This window comes from Streptomyces sp. Tu 2975, assembly GCF_009832925.1.
Classification (GTDB): domain Bacteria; phylum Actinomycetota; class Actinomycetes; order Streptomycetales; family Streptomycetaceae; genus Streptomyces.
Genome location: NZ_CP047140.1, coordinates 3509491 through 3528628, shown reverse-complemented (window position 1 = coordinate 3528628; position 19138 = coordinate 3509491). Strand labels below are relative to the sequence as shown.

General features: G+C 70.6%; 16 protein-coding genes and 1 pseudogene. 12 read left to right on the top strand and 5 right to left on the bottom strand.

Annotated features, from left to right (window positions below; all coding sequences use genetic code 11):
* Position 1 precedes the first annotated feature (1 nt).
* The 5 genes from GLX30_RS15460 to GLX30_RS15440 form a co-directional block, all read right to left on the bottom strand.
* Positions 2–1051, bottom strand: a complete 1050-nt coding sequence (locus GLX30_RS15460; RefSeq protein WP_159688681.1) for a 2-oxoacid:ferredoxin oxidoreductase subunit beta — start codon at positions 1049–1051, stop codon at positions 2–4.
* Positions 1044–2990, bottom strand: a complete 1947-nt coding sequence (locus tag GLX30_RS15455) for a 2-oxoacid:acceptor oxidoreductase subunit alpha (protein WP_159688678.1) — start codon at positions 2988–2990, stop codon at positions 1044–1046. Before GLX30_RS15455 ends, GLX30_RS15460 begins: the two co-directional genes overlap by 8 nt.
* A gap of 314 nt (positions 2991–3304) precedes the next feature.
* The gene (locus GLX30_RS15450; protein ID WP_279632632.1) at positions 3305–3964 is read right to left on the bottom strand and encodes a response regulator transcription factor; all 660 of its coding nucleotides are present in this window, start codon (positions 3962–3964) and stop codon (positions 3305–3307) included.
* Positions 3965–4232: 268 nt separating this feature from the next.
* On the bottom strand, positions 4233–5564 hold the full coding sequence (locus tag GLX30_RS15445; protein WP_159695055.1) for a sensor histidine kinase: 1332 nt from the start codon (positions 5562–5564) through the stop codon (positions 4233–4235).
* A gap of 228 nt (positions 5565–5792) precedes the next feature.
* Positions 5793–6992 carry a sensor histidine kinase gene (locus tag GLX30_RS15440; protein ID WP_159688672.1) on the bottom strand — a complete coding sequence of 400 codons (1200 nt, stop codon included), beginning with the start codon at positions 6990–6992 and terminating at the stop codon, positions 5793–5795.
* 313 nt (positions 6993–7305) lie between these two features.
* Between GLX30_RS15440 and ndhC the strand changes: the two genes are divergently transcribed.
* From ndhC to GLX30_RS15380, 12 genes and pseudogenes are all read left to right on the top strand, one after another.
* A complete protein-coding gene (gene ndhC / locus GLX30_RS15435; RefSeq protein ID WP_159688669.1) occupies positions 7306–7704 on the top strand; it encodes an NADH-quinone oxidoreductase subunit A in 399 nt (132 codons plus the stop codon).
* Positions 7695–8441: an NADH-quinone oxidoreductase subunit B gene (locus GLX30_RS15430; RefSeq protein WP_244258161.1), complete on the top strand. Its 747-nt coding sequence runs from the start codon at positions 7695–7697 to the stop codon at positions 8439–8441. The genes ndhC and GLX30_RS15430 overlap by 10 nt, the downstream gene beginning before the upstream one ends.
* Positions 8438–9868, top strand: a complete 1431-nt coding sequence (locus GLX30_RS15425) for an NADH-quinone oxidoreductase subunit C (RefSeq protein ID WP_159688666.1) — start codon at positions 8438–8440, stop codon at positions 9866–9868. The genes GLX30_RS15430 and GLX30_RS15425 overlap by 4 nt, the downstream gene beginning before the upstream one ends.
* Positions 9865–10830: a complex I subunit 1 family protein gene (locus GLX30_RS15420; RefSeq protein ID WP_159688663.1), complete on the top strand. Its 966-nt coding sequence runs from the start codon at positions 9865–9867 to the stop codon at positions 10828–10830. The genes GLX30_RS15425 and GLX30_RS15420 overlap by 4 nt, the downstream gene beginning before the upstream one ends.
* Positions 10831–10832: 2 nt before the next feature.
* Complete coding sequence (locus GLX30_RS15415; protein ID WP_159688660.1) at positions 10833–11480, top strand: NADH-quinone oxidoreductase subunit I; 648 nt, start codon at positions 10833–10835, stop codon at positions 11478–11480.
* On the top strand, positions 11477–12121 hold the full coding sequence (locus GLX30_RS15410; RefSeq protein WP_159688657.1) for an NADH-quinone oxidoreductase subunit J: 645 nt from the start codon (positions 11477–11479) through the stop codon (positions 12119–12121). The genes GLX30_RS15415 and GLX30_RS15410 overlap by 4 nt, the downstream gene beginning before the upstream one ends.
* Positions 12121–12504, top strand: coding sequence for an NADH-quinone oxidoreductase subunit NuoK (gene nuoK / locus GLX30_RS15405; RefSeq protein ID WP_159688654.1), 384 nt, complete (start codon positions 12121–12123; stop codon positions 12502–12504). Before GLX30_RS15410 ends, nuoK begins: the two co-directional genes overlap by 1 nt.
* Positions 12501–14501 (top strand): NADH-quinone oxidoreductase subunit L, encoded by a 2001-nt coding sequence (locus GLX30_RS15400; RefSeq protein ID WP_159688651.1) that lies wholly within the window; start codon positions 12501–12503, stop codon positions 14499–14501. The genes nuoK and GLX30_RS15400 overlap by 4 nt, the downstream gene beginning before the upstream one ends.
* Positions 14502–14504: 3 nt before the next feature.
* A pseudogene (locus tag GLX30_RS15395) lies at positions 14505–16096 on the top strand (NADH-quinone oxidoreductase subunit M).
* Complete coding sequence (locus GLX30_RS15390; protein WP_159688648.1) at positions 16093–17631, top strand: NADH-quinone oxidoreductase subunit N; 1539 nt, start codon at positions 16093–16095, stop codon at positions 17629–17631. The pseudogene GLX30_RS15395 and the gene GLX30_RS15390 overlap by 4 nt, the downstream one beginning before the upstream one ends.
* Positions 17632–17835: 204 nt before the next feature.
* The gene (gene htpX / locus GLX30_RS15385) at positions 17836–18699 is read left to right on the top strand and encodes a zinc metalloprotease HtpX (RefSeq protein WP_159688645.1); all 864 of its coding nucleotides are present in this window, start codon (positions 17836–17838) and stop codon (positions 18697–18699) included.
* Positions 18696–19088, top strand: coding sequence for a YccF domain-containing protein (locus GLX30_RS15380; protein WP_159688642.1), 393 nt, complete (start codon positions 18696–18698; stop codon positions 19086–19088). The genes htpX and GLX30_RS15380 overlap by 4 nt, the downstream gene beginning before the upstream one ends.
* The last annotated feature ends 50 nt before the right edge of the window (positions 19089–19138 follow it).

The following is a 19138-nucleotide window of genomic DNA, read 5'->3' as shown; positions in this document are numbered from 1 at the left end:
GTCAGCCGACGACCGTCCAGGTGTCGCTGCCCGCGAGCAGGGCGGCCAGGTCGCCCTTGCCGTGCTGTTCCACGGCGGTGTCGAGCTGCTCGGCCATGAGCGTGTCGTAGACCGGGCGCTGAACACTGCGGAGCACACCGATCGGGGTGTGATGGAGCGTGTCCGCGTCGGCGAGCCGCGAGAGCGCGAACGCCGTGGTCGGGGACGCCGCGTGGGCGTCGTGGACGAGGATGTCCGCCTCGTTCTCCGCGGTGACGGCCACCACCTCGAGGTCACCGGTGGACGGGTTGCGGACCACGCCCTTGCCGCCCTCGGCCCCGAAGCGGATCGGCCGACCGTGCTCGAGCCGGATGACCGCCTCCTGCGCCTGCTCCTTGTCCTTGAGGGCTTCGAAGGCGCCGTCGTTGAAGATGTTGCAGTTCTGGTAGATCTCGATCAGCGCCGTGCCCTGATGGTCGGCGGCCTGGCGCAGCACCTCGGTGAGGTGCTTGCGGTCGGAGTCGACGGTGCGGGCGACGAACGAGGCCTCCGCGCCGATCGCCAGCGACACCGGGTTGAACGGCGCGTCGAGGGAGCCCATCGGCGTGGACTTGGTGATCTTGCCGACTTCGGACGTGGGGCTGTACTGGCCCTTGGTGAGACCGTAGATCCGGTTGTTGAACAGCAGGATCTTCAGGTTGACGTTGCGGCGCAGCGCGTGGATGAGGTGGTTGCCGCCGATGGACAGCGCGTCGCCGTCGCCGGTGACCACCCAGACGGACAGATCACGGCGGGACGAGGCCAGGCCGGTGGCGATCGCAGGGGCGCGGCCATGGATCGAGTGCATCCCGTAGGTGTTCATGTAGTACGGGAAGCGGGACGAGCAGCCGATGCCGGAGACGAAGACGATGTTCTCCTTCGCCAGCCCCAGTTCCGGCATGAAGCCCTGCACGGCCGCGAGAACGGCGTAGTCGCCGCAGCCGGGGCACCAGCGCACTTCCTGGTCGGACTTGAAGTCCTTCATGGACTGCGTGGCCTCGGCCTTGGGCACCAGCGAGAGCGCCTCAGTCATTGATGGCCTCCTGGAGGACGTGGGCGAGCTGCTGCGCCTTGAACGGCATGCCGTTGACCTGGTTGAACGAGCGTGCATCGACGAGGTACTTCGCCCGGACGAGGCCGGCGAGCTGGCCGAGGTTCATCTCGGGCACGACGACCTTGTCGTACTGCTTCAGCACCGCCCCGAGGTTCTTCGGGAACGGGTTGAGATGGCGCAGATGCGCCTGGGCGATCGGGGTGCCCGTGGCGCGCAGCCGGCGTACCGCCGCCGTGATCGGCCCGTAGGTGGAGCCCCAGCCCAGGACGAGGGTGCGCGCGCCGTCGGGGTCGTCGACGTCGAGGTCGGGGACCTCGATGCCGTCGATCTTGGCCTGGCGGGTGCGGACCATGAAGTCGTGGTTGGCCGGGTCGTACGAGATGTTGCCGGTGCCGTCCTGCTTCTCGATACCGCCGATACGGTGTTCCAGGCCCGGCGTGCCCGGCACGGCCCAGGGGCGGGCCATGGTCTGCGGGTCGCGCTTGTAGGGCCAGAACACCTCGGTGCCGTCGGCCAGTTCATGATTCGGTCCGGTCGCGAACTGCACCCGCAGATCGGGCAGCTCGTCGACGTCCGGGATGCGCCACGGCTCCGAGCCGTTCGCGAGATAGCCGTCGGAGAGCAGGAACACCGGCGTCCGGTACGTCAGCGCGATCCTGGCCGCGTCCAGCGCCGCGTCGAAGCAGTCCGCGGGCGTGCGCGGCGCGACCACCGGCACCGGCGCCTCACCGTTGCGGCCGTACATGGCCTGCAGCAGATCCGCCTGCTCCGTCTTCGTCGGCAGCCCCGTCGACGGACCGCCACGCTGGATGTCCACCACCAGCAGCGGCAGCTCGAGCGAGACCGCGAGCCCGATGGTCTCCGACTTGAGCGCCACACCGGGGCCTGAGGTCGTCGTGACGGCGAGCGAGCCGCCGAACGCGGCGCCCAGCGCCGCCCCGATCCCGGCGATCTCGTCCTCCGCCTGGAACGTCCGTACACCGAAGTTCTTGTGCTTCGACAGCTCGTGCAGGATGTCGGACGCGGGAGTGATCGGGTAGGAGCCCAGGTAGAGCGGCAGATCCGCCTGCTTGCTCGCCGCGATCAGCCCGTACGACAGGGCCAGGTTCCCGGAGATGTTGCGGTAGGTGCCCGTCGGGAACGCCGTGCTCGCCGGGGCCACCTCGTAGGAGACCGCGAAGTCCTCCGTGGTCTCGCCGAAGTTCCACCCGGCCCGGAAGGCCGCGATGTTGGCCTCCGCGATGTTCGGCTTCTTGGCGAACTTCTGCCGCAGGAAGCCCTCCGTGCCCTCCGTGGGCCGGTGGTACATCCAGCTCAGGAGCCCCAGCGCGAACATGTTCTTGCTGCGCTCGGCCTCCTTGCGTGACAGCCCGAAATCCTTCAGGGCCTCGATCGTCAGCGTCGTCAGCGGCACCGGATGGACGCTGTAGCCGTCGAGCGACCCGTCCTCCAGCGGCGAGGTCTCGTAGCCCACCTTCGCCATGGCCCGCTTCGCGAACTCGTCGGTGTTGACGATGATCTCGCTGCCGCGCGGCACATCGGCGATGTTGGCCTTCAAGGCCGCCGGGTTCATCGCGACCAGCACGTTCGGCGCGTCGCCAGGGGTGAGGATGTCGTGGTCGGCGAAGTGCAACTGGAAGCTGGAGACGCCCGGCAGGGTGCCGGCGGGCGCCCGGATCTCGGCGGGGAAGTTGGGAAGTGTGGAGAGGTCGTTGCCGAACGACGCCGTCTCCGAGGTGAACCTGTCACCCGTGAGCTGCATACCGTCGCCGGAGTCACCCGCGAAACGGATGATCACCCGGTCCAGACGGCGGATCTCCTTTTCGCCGGCGCGTCTGCGCTGCTCGCCGACGAGGGCCTCGTCGGACCCGTTGACCTCATCGGCCTGCTCGGCCGGGCTACTGACCTTGCTGGTCACTGAACTGGACCTCCCTCGAGGCGGTTCCTCGGGCCCGGCCGGCCCACCGGCCGTCCCACTGGCCACCCTACGACCGTAAGGGTCGCCTTCCCCGGACCGCTCGCATGTCGGACGCCGGCGGTGACGCCGTGACGCCCTGGTTCGTCATGCTTTCCCTGCCCTCGGCCTTCCCGGAAGCCGCGCTCCCACCTCATCCTCCGGCCCTGGGCCTACCGCATCGCTCGAGGACCGGCGGAGCGCCCGCGGCCACGACCTGCTCGGCCGGGCCCGGCGTGCGGCCGGCCGGCGGCCCGTGACCCCCGGCCGACCGGACGTCACGAATTGAGGTACGTCAGCACCGCCAGTACGCGCCGGTGGTCGCCCTCGCTGGGGGAGAGCCCGAGCTTCTGGAAGATGTTGCTGACATGCTTCTCCACCGCTCCGTCGCTCACGACGAGCTGCTTGGCGATCGCCGAGTTCGTACGGCCCTCGGCCATCAGACCCAGCACCTCACGCTCACGCGGGGTGAGACCGACCAGCACATCCTGCTTACGGCTGCGGCCGAGCAGCTGTGCCACGACCTCCGGGTCCAGGGCGGTACCGCCTTGCGCGACCCGCACCACGGCGTCGACGAATTCCCGCACTTCCGCCACCCGGTCCTTGAGCAGGTAGCCCACCCCCCGGCTGCTCCCGGCCAGCAGTTCCGTGGCGTACTGCTCCTCCACGTACTGGGACAGCACCAGCACCCCGACCCCGGGATGGTCCCGGCGCAGCTGCACCGCCGCGCGCACACCCTCGTCGGTGTGCGTCGGGGGCATACGGACGTCCGCGACCACGACGTCCGGCAGCGCGCTCTGTGCGGCCAGCTCGTCGATCGTCTTGATCAGTGCCTCCGCGTCACCCACCCCGGCGACCACGTCGTGTCCCCGGTCGGTCAGCAGCCGGGTCAGACCCTCCCGAAGCAGTACTGAATCCTCGGCGATGACCACCCGCACGCTGTCCTCCACAGTCCCGTGTCCCCCTGTTGATGTGTTTCCCACCCTGCCCGTCCCAGCATCCCAGGACGAGAGCGCCCATGGGCCCGCCTCGGGTTTTCCCGGTCACCGCACCGGGGGACGCAGAAGCGGGGGCACAGGGTTGCCGCGGCGAACCAGGTCGCCGCGGCAGAGGCGGGGGATCAGACGGGACCATGCCCCGGGGCACGGGGAACCGGCCGGGGGCCGGGGGGCCGGCCGCGCGCCGGGGATCGGACGCTCTGGGGGATCAGCCGCGCCAGGGGAGCTCCGCGGTCACCGTGGTCGGTCCGCCCGCGGGCGAGTCGACCGCCAGGACGCCGTCCACGGCGCCCAGCCGCTCCGAGAGCCCGGCGAGTCCGCTGCGGGCCGACAGTCCGGCGCCGCCCCTGCCGTCGTCCCTGACCTGGAGCATCAGCCGGTCCTCCGAACGCCACACGTCCACCGAGGCGCGGGTGGCCCGGGCGTGCTTGCTCACGTTCTGCAGCAGCTCGGAGACGGTGAAGTAGGCGATGCCCTCTATGGCGGGCGCCGGCCGCGAGTCGAGGTCCACCTCCACCGCCACAGGGACGGTGCAGCGAGAGGCGATGGCGGAGAGCGCGGCGTCCAGACCGCGGTCGGTCAGCACCGCCGGGTGGATCCCGCGGGCGAGGTCCCGCAGCTCCTGCAGCGCCACCTTCACCTCGCCGTGTGCCTCGTCGACCATCCGGGCCGCGGCCTGCGGGTCCTCCGCCAGCTTCTCCTTCGCCAGGCCGAGATCCATCGCGAGCGACACGAGCCGTGCCTGCGCGCCGTCATGAAGATCGCGCTCGATGCGGCGGAGGTCCGCCGCCGCGGTGTCCACCACCACGCCACGATCCGACTCCAGCTCCACGACACGGGTCGCGAGCCGCGACGGCCCGAGCAGCCCGGCCACCATCAGCCGGTCGACGCTCGTCAGACCCCGCATGATCCACGGCGTCATGAGCGTGAACAGCAGGCCGACGACGCTGGTGGCGGCGATCTCCAGGGGCGTGTCGAGATAGAAGTTGTGCGTCCCGTCCCCGTACAGCTGAAGGCCGTCGACACCGGCCCACATCGGGAAGATCCACTGCCACAGCGGGTAGAGCAGCAGCGACCAGCCGGTCACCCACAGGGTCACGGACACCGAGAAGCCGAAGACCGCCCACGGGAAGTGGAGGAACGCGTAGAGCAGGTGCCGCCAGGACACCCCGCTCTTGAGGATGCCGCCCATCCACGCCGCCACACCGTTCTTGCGTCCGCTCGCTCTGCTGAGCACCGGCTCGGGCGCCGCCACGTCCAGATCGAGCAGGGCGCGTGCGCGAGCGCGCTCCAGCGCTCCGTAACCGCGGAGGGCGGCGAGGGAGGCGGCGAACACGGGGACGCCGAGGAAGGTGACGAGGAGGCCCGCGCCGAGCGACGTCATGGTCACCGCGAACACGAATACCGCGGTCGCGAGCGGAAGGTTCAGCACGAGGTAACCGAACTCGCGCCAGGCACGGCCCTCGAAGGGAGCGCGCAGTACGGGAGGGAGGAAATGGTCCCGGCGCGCCGGAGAGCCGTATCCGTGGTCCGTGGCCATCGAAGTCGTCCGATCTGCGAAGCGGGCTGTCATACCCATAAGCCTGCTGTGGCGGCCGGTTCCGCACCATGAGGGCGGTATCCGTCTTGGGCGGGGGGTTTTCCCCACCACCCGGCGAACGCCGGTACTCGCCGGCGGGAGCGGGAGCGGCGGGTGCCTGTTCCGGGCCGACGCGTCCGCGCGGGCCGGGAGCGGCCCGCTCGGCGCGCACCTGGTGTCCGTGAAACGTCAGTGGGTGCGCGCTCCGCGGACCTCGCTCGCCTCCCGGACACGCCACGGCAGCTCCGCCGTGACCGTCGTCGGGCCGCCGGGGGGTGAGTCCAGGACGAAGAGGCCGTCCACGGCGCCCAGCCGTTCGGCGAGACCGGCCATTCCGGTACCGCCGTCGAGCCGCGCCCCGCCCTTGCCGTCGTCCATGACCTGGAGCAACAGACGGTCGCCGGACCGCCACACGTCCACAGAGGCGCGGGTCGCCCGCGCGTGCTTGCTCACGTTCTGCAGCAACTCGGAGACGGTGAAGTAGGCGATGCCCTCGATCGCGGCCGCCGGACGCTCGTCGAGGTTCACGGTGACCGTCACCGGTGCCGTGCAGCGGGACGCGACCGAGGAAAGCGCCGCGTCCAGGCCGCGGTCCGTCAGTACGGCAGGGTGGATGCCCCGGGCCAGGTCGCGCAGTTCCTGCAGCGCGAGCTTCACCTCGCCGTGTGCCTCGTCCACCATCGCGGCCGCCGCGTCCGGGTCCTCGAGAAGCTTCTCCTTGGCGAGGCCGAGCCCCATCGCGAGCGCGACCAGCCGGGCCTGAGCGCCGTCGTGGAGGTCCCTTTCGATACGGCGCAGGTCCGCCGCGGCCGTGTCCACGACGACCCCGCGGTCCGACTCCAACTCGGCGATGCGCCGTTCCAGTTCGTCGGACGGCGACAGCAGTCCTCGCGCCATCGCGCGGTCCGCGTTGGACAGCCCGCGCGCGATGAAGGGGAGCACGGGCCACAGGACGAAGAGACCCACCACCATGACGGTGAAGGTGAGGACGCCCCACGGCAGCCGGATGAACGAGTACAGCACCGAGCGCCAGGCCACCGGGTCCTTCAGCCGGGACCACACCGACGCGATCACGCCCTCACCGTGCGCCGGACCGGGCAGCGGGCTGGGCTCGTCGATCCGTACCCCGAGCAGGGCGCGGGCCCGCGCCCGTTCCGCCTTGCCGATGCCGCGGGCCCCCATGAGGCCGAGAGCCAGCAGAGGCATCCCGATCACCGTCACGGAGAGGCCGGCGCCGACGCTGATCGTCACCGTCACATAGACGAACCCGAGCAGCGCGATCGGCAGGTTGGCCAGCAGATGCGCGATCTCCTTCCACGTGTGGCGGTCGAAGGCGAAGCGCGCGGGAGGCGGCCGGTCGTTGTCGGGGGCGGTGATGCTCGCGGTCATGAGGGCAAGCCTGCCGGGCGGGACCGCCGTACGCCATGGGGTACATGGGTGGGGCGAAGTAGGGATAACCCCACCCGGAGGCCGACCGATGCGTGACACGACTGCTTACGCTCTCTTTAGCAGGGCCTAGACTCCCGTGCGTACAGAGCGTGCGTAGGAATCGGCGGAGCGGCGACAAGCACAGTCGTAGCGACGAAACGAAGCGCGACGAAGCGCAACGAAGCGCGACGTGGCGACGAAGCAACGACGATGAAGCAACGACGACGACAACGCACCGACAAGGTCGACTGGGTCAGGGAGCGAGGGGACGGACGTGCCGGAACCGACCGGAGTCGCGCTCGCGACGGAGTACTTCCGGAGCTACTCCGTCGTGGGGCTGCTCGCGCTGATCGGCGTGCTGTTCGTCGCTGTCGCCTTCACCGCGGGCCGGCTGCTGCGCCCCGTCGTCCCGACGCCGGAGAAGCTGCTGACCTACGAATGCGGTGTCGACCCGGTGGGCGAGGGCTGGGCACACACCCAGGTCCGCTACTACGTCTACGCCTTCCTGTACGTGATCTTCGCGGTCGACTCGATCTTCCTCTTCCCGTGGGCGACGGTGTTCGCCGCCGACGGCTACGGCGCGACGACGCTCGTGGAGATGTTCATCTTCCTCGGCTTCCTGGCCGTGGGACTGCTCTACGCATGGAAGAAGGGGGTCCTGACATGGACGTGACCCCGACCTCGAACCAGACCTCGAACCAGGCTTCGAGCCCGGCTTCGGCCCCGACTCCGGTCCCGGCCCCCGAGCTCCTGCCGGAGCCCCGGCGACTGGGCGCCCTCGCGCGTCTGGCCCCGGAACCGATGAAGGTGATCCTCAACTGGGGGCGCCGCTACAGCCTGTGGGTCTTCAACTTCGGACTCGCCTGCTGCGCGATCGAGTTCATCGCGGCGTCGATGGCCCGGCACGACTTCATCCGGCTCGGCGTGATCCCCTTCGCGCCGGGCCCCCGCCAGGCGGACCTGATGATCGTCTCCGGCACGGTCACGGACAAGATGGCCCCCGCGGTGAAGCGCCTGTACGAGCAGATGCCCGAGCCGAAGTACGTCATCTCCTTCGGCGCCTGCTCGAACTGCGGCGGCCCGTACTGGGACTCCTACTCCGTCACCAAGGGCGTCGACCAGATCATCCCCGTCGACGTCTACGTGCCCGGCTGCCCGCCACGCCCCGAGGCGCTGCTCCAGGGCATCCTCAAGCTCCAGGAGAAGATCGCCCGGGAGTCGCTCGACGAACGCTACGGACACGGCGGGGAGAAGACCGGCGCTGCCCGGCCCTCCACCGCGGCCCTGCGGAGCGGCCTGATCACTCCGCCGCCGGCAGAGCCCGAGGCCGAGTCCAAGGCGGAGGCCGAGGCCGAGGCCGAGTCCAAGGCTGACTCGGGAACCGAATCCGGGCCGGAGGGGGAGCGGTGAACCTGTACGACAGCCTCCCCGACGCCGTCACCGAGATCTTCGGCGAGGAGGCGACAGCCGAGCGGACCTACGAACTGCTCACCGTCGACGTCCCCGTCGGCTCCTGGATCGCCGCTCTGGAGATCGCCCGCGACAAGCTGGGCTGCACCTATTTCGACTGGCTCAGCGCCGTCGACGAGCCGGGCACCGGATTCCGGATCTGCGCGCACGTCGTTTCGCTGGAGGGCCGTGCGGTCCGCCGGCTGCTGGTGCGCACGACCGTCCCGCACGGCGCCCCGTCCCTGCCGTCGGCCGTCGACGTCTACGCGGGCGCGAGCTGGCACGAGCGCGAGACCCACGAGATGTTCGGCGTCGACTTCACCGGCCATCCGCACCAGGTGCCGCTGCTGCTGCCGGACGGCTTCGAGGGGCACCCGTTGCGCAAGGACTTCGTGCTCGCCGCCCGGGTCGCCAAGGCCTGGCCCGGCGCCAAGGAACCGGGGGAGTCCGAGCACGGCGGGCCGAAGCGCCGCCAGATGCTGCCGCCGGGCGTCCCGGACCCGAACGAATGGGGCCCCCTCAAGGGCCAGCTCCCGCCCGCCCCCGCACGACCCGCCCGCACGCCTCGCGCCGGCGCAGCCGCGGCAGGCGCGGGCGAGCGTCCGCCGCGCCGCACCCGCAGCGCCGGCGAGGGCTCGGCGTCCCAGGCCGAGACGCCTGCGGCCGCACCGCGGCGGTCCCGTAGCGCGAGTGAGGGCTCGGCGTCCCAGGCCGAGACGCCTGCGGCCGCACCGCGGCGGCCCCGTAGCGCGAGCCAGGGCTCCGCCTCCCAGGCCGGCACCGGGACCACGCCGCCGGCCGGGCGGACGGGCTCACCCGAGCCGTCCACGGCACCGGAGGCGGCCGGCGCACCGGGCGTGCCGGGCGCACCGGAGAAGGGTCGACCCACAGGACCGGACGAGCCCACGACGCCGCCGCGCTCCCGGAGCTCCGACGCGCCGTGGCACCACGCCCGCCCGGCCTTCGAGGACCCGGAGACCGGCCCCGAGCCGCCCGCCGGCAAGGACGTCACCCCTGGGACCGCGGCTGGAGCCGAACCCGGCACCGAGCCCGCGGCGGAACCCGGACCTGCGGCGGAACCCGGGCCCACGGCGCAAGCCGAGCCGGAAGCGGTAACCGAACGCGACGCGGGACCCGAAGCCAGGCCCGAGCCCGCGGCGGGACCCGTACCTGCGGCGGGACCCGCGCCCGAAGCGGGACCCGCACGCGGCGCGGGAACCGAACGCGACGCCGGATCCGAACACGACGCGGGACCCGGCCCCGGAGCCGAACGCGACTCCGAACCGGAGGACCCCACACCCTCACCCCCATCCACGCCCGCGCCCGGATCCGCCGACGGACCGGACGACGACGAGGCGAACCGACCTGCCGGAGGCGACCCCGCGTGAACGACGCACTCGACGTCGCCTTCCGGCTCCTCGTCGTCTTCGCCGTGTTCCTCGTCCTCCCCCTCGTCATCGGACAGACCGAGCACAAAGTGATGGCCCACATGCAGGGCCGTCTCGGTCCCATGTACGCCGGTGGCTTCCACGGCTGGGCCCAGCTCGTGGCGGACGGTGTGAAGTTCGCGCAGAAGGAGGACGTGGTGCCGGCCGAGGCCGACCGCCGCGTCTTCCAGCTCGCTCCCGCCGTGGCGCTCCTTCCTTACCTCCTCGTCCTCGTCGTGATCCCGATCGGCCCGAGCGAGGGCGCGGTCGGCCAGGTCGTCGACGCCGGCATCTTCTTCGTCCTCGCCGTCATGGGCGTCGGTGTGCTCGGCTCGCTGATGGCCGGCTGGGCCTCGGCCAACAAGTTCTCCCTGCTCGGCGGCCTGCGTACCGCCGCCCAGTTGCTCGCGTACGAGCTGCCGATGCTGCTGACCGCCGCCTCCGTCGCCATGGCGGCCGGGACGGTGTCGCTGCCCGGCATCCTCAACGCCTTCGAGTGGTGGTGGCTGCCCTGGCAGATCGTGGGCGCCATCGTCTTCTTCGTCGCCGGTCTCGCCGAGCTTCAACGGCCGCCGTTCGACATGCCCGTCGCCGACTCCGAGATCATCTTCGGCGCTTACACCGAATACACCGGTCTTCGCTTTGCGCTGTTCCTCCTCGCCGAGTATGCGGGCATCGTCGTGCTGTGCGGCCTCACCACCGTCCTCTTCCTGGGCGGCTGGCACGGTCCGTTCGGCGCTGAAGGCCTCGGCTGGGTGTGGACCCTGCTCAAGACCGCCGTGCTCGCGTTCATCGTCATCTGGCTGCGGGTGACGTACCCCCGCATGCGTGAGGACCAGTTGCAGAAGCTCGCATGGACGGTCCTCATCCCGCTCGCTCTTGCCCAGATCGCCCTCACCGGCATCGTCAAGGTGGTGATCTAGACGTGTCTCCGATCCCCGGCTCCGGGCTCGCCAAGGGCCTGGCCGTCACCCTGCGGACGATGACGAAGAAGACCGTCACCGCCCAGTACCCCGATGTCCAGCCCGAACTCCCGCCCCGCTCGCGCGGCGTCATCGGCCTGTTCGAGGAGAACTGCACGGTCTGCATGCTCTGCGCCCGTGAGTGCCCCGACTGGTGCATCTACATCGACTCCCACAAGGAGACCGTGCCGGCGGCGGTACCCGGTGGCCGCGAACGCAGCCGCAACGTCCTCGACCGGTTCGCCATCGACTTCTCCCTGTGCATGTACTGCGGCATCTGCATCGAGGTCTGTCCTTTCGACGCGCTGTTCTGGTCGCCCGAGTTCGAGTACGCGGAGACGGACATCCGCGAACTCACCCACGAGCGGGACAAGCTCCGCGAGTGGATGTGGACGGTGCCCGCGCCCCCGGCACTCGACCCGGGCGCCGAGGAACCGAAGGAGATCGGCGCCGCCCGCAAGACGGCGGAGAAGCTCGCCGCTGCGGAGGCGGACGCGAACACCCCGCCGGGCCCGAGCACCCCGCCGGGCGCTGGCGGCGTTCCGCCGGCCGGCGGTGAACGCCCCGCTGACGAAAGCGGCCCGGATTCGGGCCAGGGAGGTCCGGCATGACGTTCGCCGCAGCCGCGACGCACGGTTTCCTTTCCCCTGCCGGTGTCGAGATCGCCTTTCTGCTCGTGGGCGTGGTCACGCTCGGCGCGGCCGTCATCACCGTCACGACCCGGCAACTGGTGCATGCCGCCCTCTGGCTGGTCGTGGCGCTCGGTGGCCTCGCCGTCGAATACCTCCTGCTCACCGCGGAGTTCATCGCCTGGGTGCAGGTTCTGATCTATGTCGGTTCCGTGGTCGTCCTCCTGCTTTTCGGTCTGATGCTCACCAAGGCGCCCATCGGCCGTTCGCCGGACGCCGACTCGGGCAACCGGTGGGTCGCCCTGGCGGTGGCCGCCGTCGCCGCCGCGTCCCTCGTGTGGGTCGTCGTCGATGCCTTCCGCACCACCTGGATAGACCTGGACGGACCGGCCCAGGGCTCCACGAAGGTGTCCGGCGAGATCCTCTTCCGGCACTGGGTGCTGCCGTTCGAGGCGCTCTCCGTACTGCTGCTCGCCGCCCTCATCGGCGCGATCGTCCTGTCCCGCAAGGACGGTGAGGAGCCCGGCACGGTCCCGGCGTCCCGGACAGCTCCGACCGTCGGAAGAGGCAAGGACACCCCGGCGGGCCGTGCGGACCGACCGGCCCGAGAGGGGAACAGCTGATGCACCTCGCCTATCCAGCCGTGCTCGCGGTGCTCCTCTTCAGCGTCGGGCTGTACGGGGTGCTCGCCCGCCGCAACGCGATCCTCGTCCTGATGTCCGTCGAGCTGATGCTCAACGCCGTCAACCTCAATCTCGTCGCCTTCGACGTCTGGCTCCGCGACACCCTGCACGCCGGCCAGGCGCTCACTCTCTTCATCATCGCCATCGCCGCCGCCGAGATCGGCATCGGACTGGCGATCGTGCTGATGGTCTACCGCAACCGCGGCAGCTCCGACGTCGACCGCCTGCGTGACACCGCGGAGACGGCGCACGGACCCGACGCGCCCGGTCCGCACGGCGAAACACCCACCGACCGCGAGGAGAAGGCCGAGGCCACCGCGTGACCACCACGACCCTCGCCGTGCTCGTCCCCCTCCTTCCGTTCCTGGGCGCGGCGGCCGGACTGCTCCTCGGCCGCACCGCGCCCGGCTTCGTCCGTCCGCTAGCCGTCCTTCCGACGCTCGCCGCGGCCGTGCTGGCCGTCGTCGTCGCCGTACGCCAGGACGGCGGCAAGGCGATCGACGCGTCCACGGAGCTCACCCCGACCGGCTCGGTCCCGATCGATCTCGCCCTGCATATCGACGGCTTCGCGGCGCTCGTCGCGATCCTCGTCGGCGTTGTCGCCTCGTGCGTGCAGATCTATTCGACGGGCTACCTCCGCGACGACCCGCGCTACCCCTCGTACGCCGCTCTCGTCTCGCTGTTCACCTCCGCCATGCTGCTCGTCGTCTACTCCGGCGACCTGATGGTGCTGCTGGTCGGCTGGGAGATCATGGGCATCTGCTCGTACTTCCTCGTCGGCCACTACTGGGAGACTCCCGAGGCGCGCGCCGCCTCCCTCAAGGCCTTCCTGGTCACCAAGCTCGGCGATGTCCCCTTCCTGATCGGTCTGTTCGCCCTCGCGGTGGACGCGGGCACCTTCCGGATCACCGGGATCCTCGGAGCCGTCGCCGCCGACGCCATCGAGCACCCCACGCTCATCGCGCTGCTCCTTCTCGCCGGTGTCGCCGGCAAGTCGGCGCAGTTCCCGCTGCACACCTGGCTCCCCGACGCGATGGCGGGCCCCACGCCCGTCTCCGCGCTGATCCACGCCGCGACGATGGTCGCCGCCGGTATCTACTTCGTGGCGCGGCTCCTTCCTCTCTTCGCGGCCTCCGCCGCGGCGATGACCGTGCTCGCTGTCATGGCGGCCGTGACGATGATCGGGTCGGCGCTCGCCGCCCTCGCGCAGGACGACATCAAACGCGTCCTCGCCTACTCGACCATCGGGCAACTCGGCTACATGTCCGGTGCCCTGGCGGTCGGTGAACGTGGCGCCGCCGTCTTCCACCTGCTGTCCCACGGTGCGTTCAAGGCGTTGCTCTTCCTCGCCGCCGGCGTGATCATCCATGCCGCCGGCACCAACTCGCTTGCCGCCATGTCCCGGATGAGCGGCCTCGCCAAGCGCGTCCCCGACGCCTACTGGACGATGACCGTCGCTCTGCTCGCCCTCGCCGCGATCCCTCCCTTCGCCGGCTTCTTCTCCAAGGAAGCCGTCCTCGTGGCCGCCGAGCACACCGCCCTCGGCGACTCGGAGACAGCACCCGCCACCGCAGGCTGGTTCGTGCTCGTCGCCGCGCTGCTGACCGCGGTCCTGACCGCCGCCTACGCGATCCGGCTGTGGCTGCTGACCTTCCGCGGCCGCGGAGCCGAAGCCCCCGACCACGGTCGGCAGCCGCTGTCGATGACCACCGTGCTGTGGGTCCTCTCCGTCCCCTCGCTCGCCTTCGGACTGACCGCCGGCCTGCTGCCCCGCTGGTTCGACGGCCACGCGCTCACCCCGACGCTGACCACCTCCGTCCTCGGCACGGGCGTCGCCCTCGTCGGCGGCCTGGTCACCTACGCGGCCTGGCGGCACTCCACCGCGCTTGCCGCCCGCCTCCCCATCGGCGCCGTCGCCGCCCACCCGGACGCCGAACCGGCCCTCTCGGAGGCCGAGGCCATCGCCACCCACACCCCTGCCTACGGCGACATCGCGGCGGCCCACGACCCGGCCGACCCCGCACGGCTGCTGCTCGGCCCGCTCCACCGCCACGCCGCCGCCGGCTTCCACGTCGACGCGATCTACACCGTGCTGTTCGTCCGCCCCGTGCGAGCCGCGGCCCAGCTGGTCCGGTTCCTGGACCGGGAGGTCGTCGACACCTACGTGCGCGGCTCCGGCACCGGCACCCGCTGGCTCGGCACGGCCGTCCGGCGCGCCCAGACCGGAAACGTCCAGACCTACCTGAGCGCGCTGCTCGCCGGCTCCGTCGTCCTGGCGATCGCCGCCGTCGTCCTTTCCACCGTCAACGCCGGATCGTGAGCCGTGATCGATATCAGCGAGTCCGTGATGCAGTTCCTTCTCGGGTTCATCGTCGTCGCTCCGCTGGTCGGCGCCGCGGCCGCTCTGCTGCCCGCCCCGCCCGGGCTGCGCGGCAGCAACCCCGACCAGGCGGTGCTGCGCCACGGCGTGACCGTCACCGGCGCGATCCTGCTCGCGGCGATCGTCCTGGCGCTCGGCTTCGACCACGACCAGCCGTCCAAGATGCAGGCCACGACCGACATCAGCTGGATCGCGGCACTCGACGTGCGGATCCACCTCGGCATCGACGGCATCTCGCTCCCCCTTGTCGTGCTGACGGCTCTGCTGACCTTCCTCTGTGCGCTGTACAGCTACTTCAACATGCCCACGGGCCCCTCCCGAAGGCTTTCGTCGCCCTGCTCCTGGTCCTGGAGTCCGGCACCCTGGCGACCTTCGCCGTGCTCGACCTGCTGCTGTTCTTCCTGGCCTTCGAGATGGTGCTCATCCCGATGTACTTCCTCATCGCCCGCTGGGGCGGCGAGGAAAGGCAGCCCGCCGCCTGGAAGTTCATCCTCTACACGCTGCTCGGCTCCGTGGTCATGCTGCTCGGCCTCCTGCTGATCGGGCTGAAGGCCGGCACATTCGACATGGTGGCACTCGCCACTGACAGCGGCCGGGGACTGACCACATCGGTGCAGGTCATCGCCGTTCTGGCGATCGGTCTCGGCCTCGCTGTGAAGACGCCGATGTGGCCACTGCACACCTGGCTCCCCGACGCCCACACCGCCGCACCGACCGTCGGCTCGGTCCTCCTCGCCGGCGTGCTGCTGAAGATGGGGACGTACGGCTTCGTCCGCATCGTGCTGCCGATCGCGCCCGACGGGATGCGGACCTTCGCCCCGTACCTGGCCGCGTTCGCAGCCGTCGGCATCGTCTACGGTTCCCTGGCCTGCCTGGCACTCGCGCGCAGCGGCGCGGGCGGTGACCTGAAGCGCCTGATCGCGTATTCGTCGGTCGGCCACATGGGCTTCGTGCTGCTCGGCATTGCGACGATGACACCGACCGGCGTGAACGGCGCACTCTTCGCCAACGTCGCCCACGGCCTCATCACCGGCCTGCTGTTCTTCCTGGTCGGAGCGGTCAAGGACCGCTACGGCACCGCCGACCTCGACACGCTCGCCGGCGCAACCGGCGCCGCACTGTACGGTCGCGCGCCACGCCTCGGCGGCCTGCTCGCCTTCGCCGCCGTCGCCTCCCTCGGACTGCCCGGACTCGCCGGATTCTGGGGCGAGATGCTCGCGCTGTTCGGAGCGTTCGATCCCGCCGACGGGCTCAGCCGCCCGGCTTTCCTCACCTTCATGTCGATCGGCGCGTTCGGCACCCTGCTCACCGCCGCGTACCTGCTCGTCGTCGTGCGCCGGGTGTGCATGGGCGGCAGGCTGCCGCAAGCCGTGGGCGAGCAGCGGCCCGATCAGGTCGCCGACGTCCGCGCGTACGAGTTCGCGGCCTGGTCCCCGCTCGTGGCCCTCACCGTCATCGCCGGCCTGTGGCCCGCGATCCTCCTCGGCCTCACCGACCCGGCCGTGCAGAAGCTCCTCTCAGGAGGCAAGTCGTGACCGTGGCAGCCGACGGCGCCAGCAGCCTCGTCCAGTCCGTCGACTGGGCGGCGATCGCGCCGCCCACGATCACCGCGGTCGTCGCGCTGGTCGTCCTCGTCGCCGACCTGTTCGTCGCCGACCGGCGCAAGCCCCTCCTGGGCGCTGTGGCGATCGCCGGTCTCGTCGTGTCGATGGCCGCGCTGCTGCCGCTGCGCAAGGGCGACCGCTCGACCTTCTGCCTGACCGACAACCCGGACGTCTGCAGCTACACCGCCGACCAATTCACGCTGGTGATCCAGTTCCTGGTGCTCGGCGGGGCGCTGCTGACCGCGCTGCTCTCCCTGACGGACACCCGGGAGAAGCTGCCGCCCGGCGAGTTCTGGTTCCTGCTGCTGTCGTCCGCCGCGGGTGCTGCGCTGCTGCCCGCCTCTCGCGACCTCGCGACGCTCGTGGTCGCCCTCGAGGTGGCCTCGCTGCCCGCCTTCGCGCTGGTGGGCCTCAGGCGCGGCGACAAGCTCTCCAGCGAAGCCGCCCTGAAGTTCTTCCTCTCCTCCGTCACCGCGACCGCCGTGACGCTCCTCGGCGTCAGCTTCGTGTACGCCGCCACAGGAACGCTGCACCTCACCCAGGTGGCGGCCGGGCTGGAGGACGTCCCCGGTCAACTGGACACACTCGCCAAGGCCGGCGTCGCGCTGACCCTCGTCGGCTTCGCCTTCAAGACCGCCGCCGTCCCCTTCCACTTCTGGGTCCCTGACACCTACGTCGGGGCGCCGCTTCCGATCGCCGGCTACCTCTCCGTCGTCGGCAAGGCCGTCGGATTCACCGGGCTCATCCTCGTCACCGTGATCGCCTTCCCCGGGTACGCCGACATCTGGGGTCCCGCGATGGCGGTCCTCGCCGCTCTGACCATGACGGCCGGCAATGTCGCGGCGTTGCGCCAGTCCGCGACACGCACGTGGAGCGCGGTGCGCCTGCTGGCCTGGTCCTCCGTGGCACAGGCGGGGTATCTGCTGGTGCCGATCGCCGCCGCCGCGTACTCCAGCGACGACCAGATCGGTGCGACCGTCGCCTACGCGCTGATGTACGCCGTGGTGAACCTGGGCGCGTTCGCGGTGGCGGCCGTCGTCGCCCGTACGCGGCCGCTCAACCGCATCTCCGACTACCGCGGCCTGTACCACCGGCAGCCGCTGGTCGCGCTGGCCATGGGTTTCTTCCTGCTCTGCCTCGCGGGTCTGCCGCCGGGCATCGTCGGCCTCTTCGCCAAGGTGACCGTGTTCTCCGCGGCCGTGGACGCGGGTCTCGGCTGGCTGGCCGTCGTCATGGGCATCAACGTCGTGATCGCCCTGTACTACTACCTGAAGTGGACAGCCGTACTCTTCCGGGCACGCGAGGCGGCGGAAGCGGACGAGGCGGCGCAGACAGCGGGGGAGGTTGCCTTGAAGACGGTTCCCGCTCCGGTCTCTGTCGCCGTGGCCCTCACCGCGGCCGTGGGCGTCGTCCTGTCCGGCTACCCACAGCTGGTCCTGCGGTACGCCGCGGAGAGCCTGTTCTAGGCCCCCTCCTGGCCGCGGCGATCCTTTTCCGGATCCTTGTCCGGCCGGCCCGCTCAGCGGGCTCACCTGTACGGCCGTGACGCGGCCCCGGGAGCGCAAGGGAACCAGTGCCCCTCGCCTGGCGTTGACCAGTACGGAAGGGTCCACTGGAGAGTGGAGCACCACGCAAAGGGTTCCCCTGCCGCACCATCTGGAGGGCGTACCGTGCACCGCCGGCACAACGGGCTCAAAACCGCCGTACTCCTCGGGGGACTGTCCGCACTGATCCTCGTCATCGGCAGCTTCTTCGGCCGGACCGGGCTTCTCGTCGCGCTCGTCGTGGCGCTCGGGACCAATGCGTACGCCTACTGGAACAGCGACAAGCTGGCCCTCCGCGCCATGCGCGCCCGCCCGGTGAGCGAATTCGAGGCGCCCGTCCTGTACCGCATGGTCCGCGAGCTCTCCACCGCGGCCCGGCAGCCCATGCCGCGGCTCTACATCTCGCCGACCCAGGCCCCCAACGCGTTCGCCACCGGCCGCAACCCCCGCAACGCGGCGGTGTGCTGCACCGAAGGGATCCTGCGCATCCTCGACGAGCGTGAGCTGCGGGGAGTCATCGGCCACGAGCTCAGCCACGTCTACAACCGGGACATCCTCATCTCCTCGGTGGCCGGGGCCCTCGCCTCCGTGGTGATGTTCCTGGTGAACTTCGCCTGGCTGATCCCCATCGGCCGGTCCGACGACGACGAGGGACCCGGCCTGGTCGGCATGCTGCTGCTCATGCTGCTGGGCCCGCTGGCGGCGTCCGTCATCCAGCTCGCCGTGAGCCGCTCGCGGGAGTTCGAGGCGGACGCGTCGGGCTCCCAGCTCACCGGTGACCCGCTGGCCCTGGCCGGCGCATTGCGCAAACTGGACGCCGGTACGAAGCAGCTCCCGCTGCCGCCGGAGCCGCGACTCGAGACTGCGAGCCACATGATGATCGCCAACCCCTTCGGACCGGGCCGCGGCCTCACCAAGATGTTCTCGACCCACCCGCCGATGGCGGAACGAATCGCCCGACTCGAGCAGATGGCAGGTCCTCGCCGATGAAGACAATCCTGAACGTCATATGGCTGTTCCTGAGCGGCTTCTGGCTGTTCCTCGGGTATCTGGTGGCGGGGCTGATCCTCTGCATCACCGTCATCGGCATCCCGTTCGGGCTGGCGTCGTTCCGTATCGGGGTCTACGCCCTCTGGCCCTTCGGTTACACGACGGCGGATCGCCGCGACTCCGGCGCACCGTCCCTGGTCGGCAACGTCCTGTGGCTGGTCCTGGCCGGCTGGTGGCTGGCACTGGGCCACATCGTCACGGGCCTCGCTCTCTGTCTGACGATCATCGGCATCCCGTTCGGCATCGCCAACTTCAAGCTCATCCCGGTGTCGCTGATGCCGCTCGGCAGGGAGATCGTCCCGACCGATCAGCCGTTCGCCGCGCGTTGAGCGCCCCGATCTGGTCCGTCGGGCCGCCGCTGCCCGGCCGACCGGCCGGT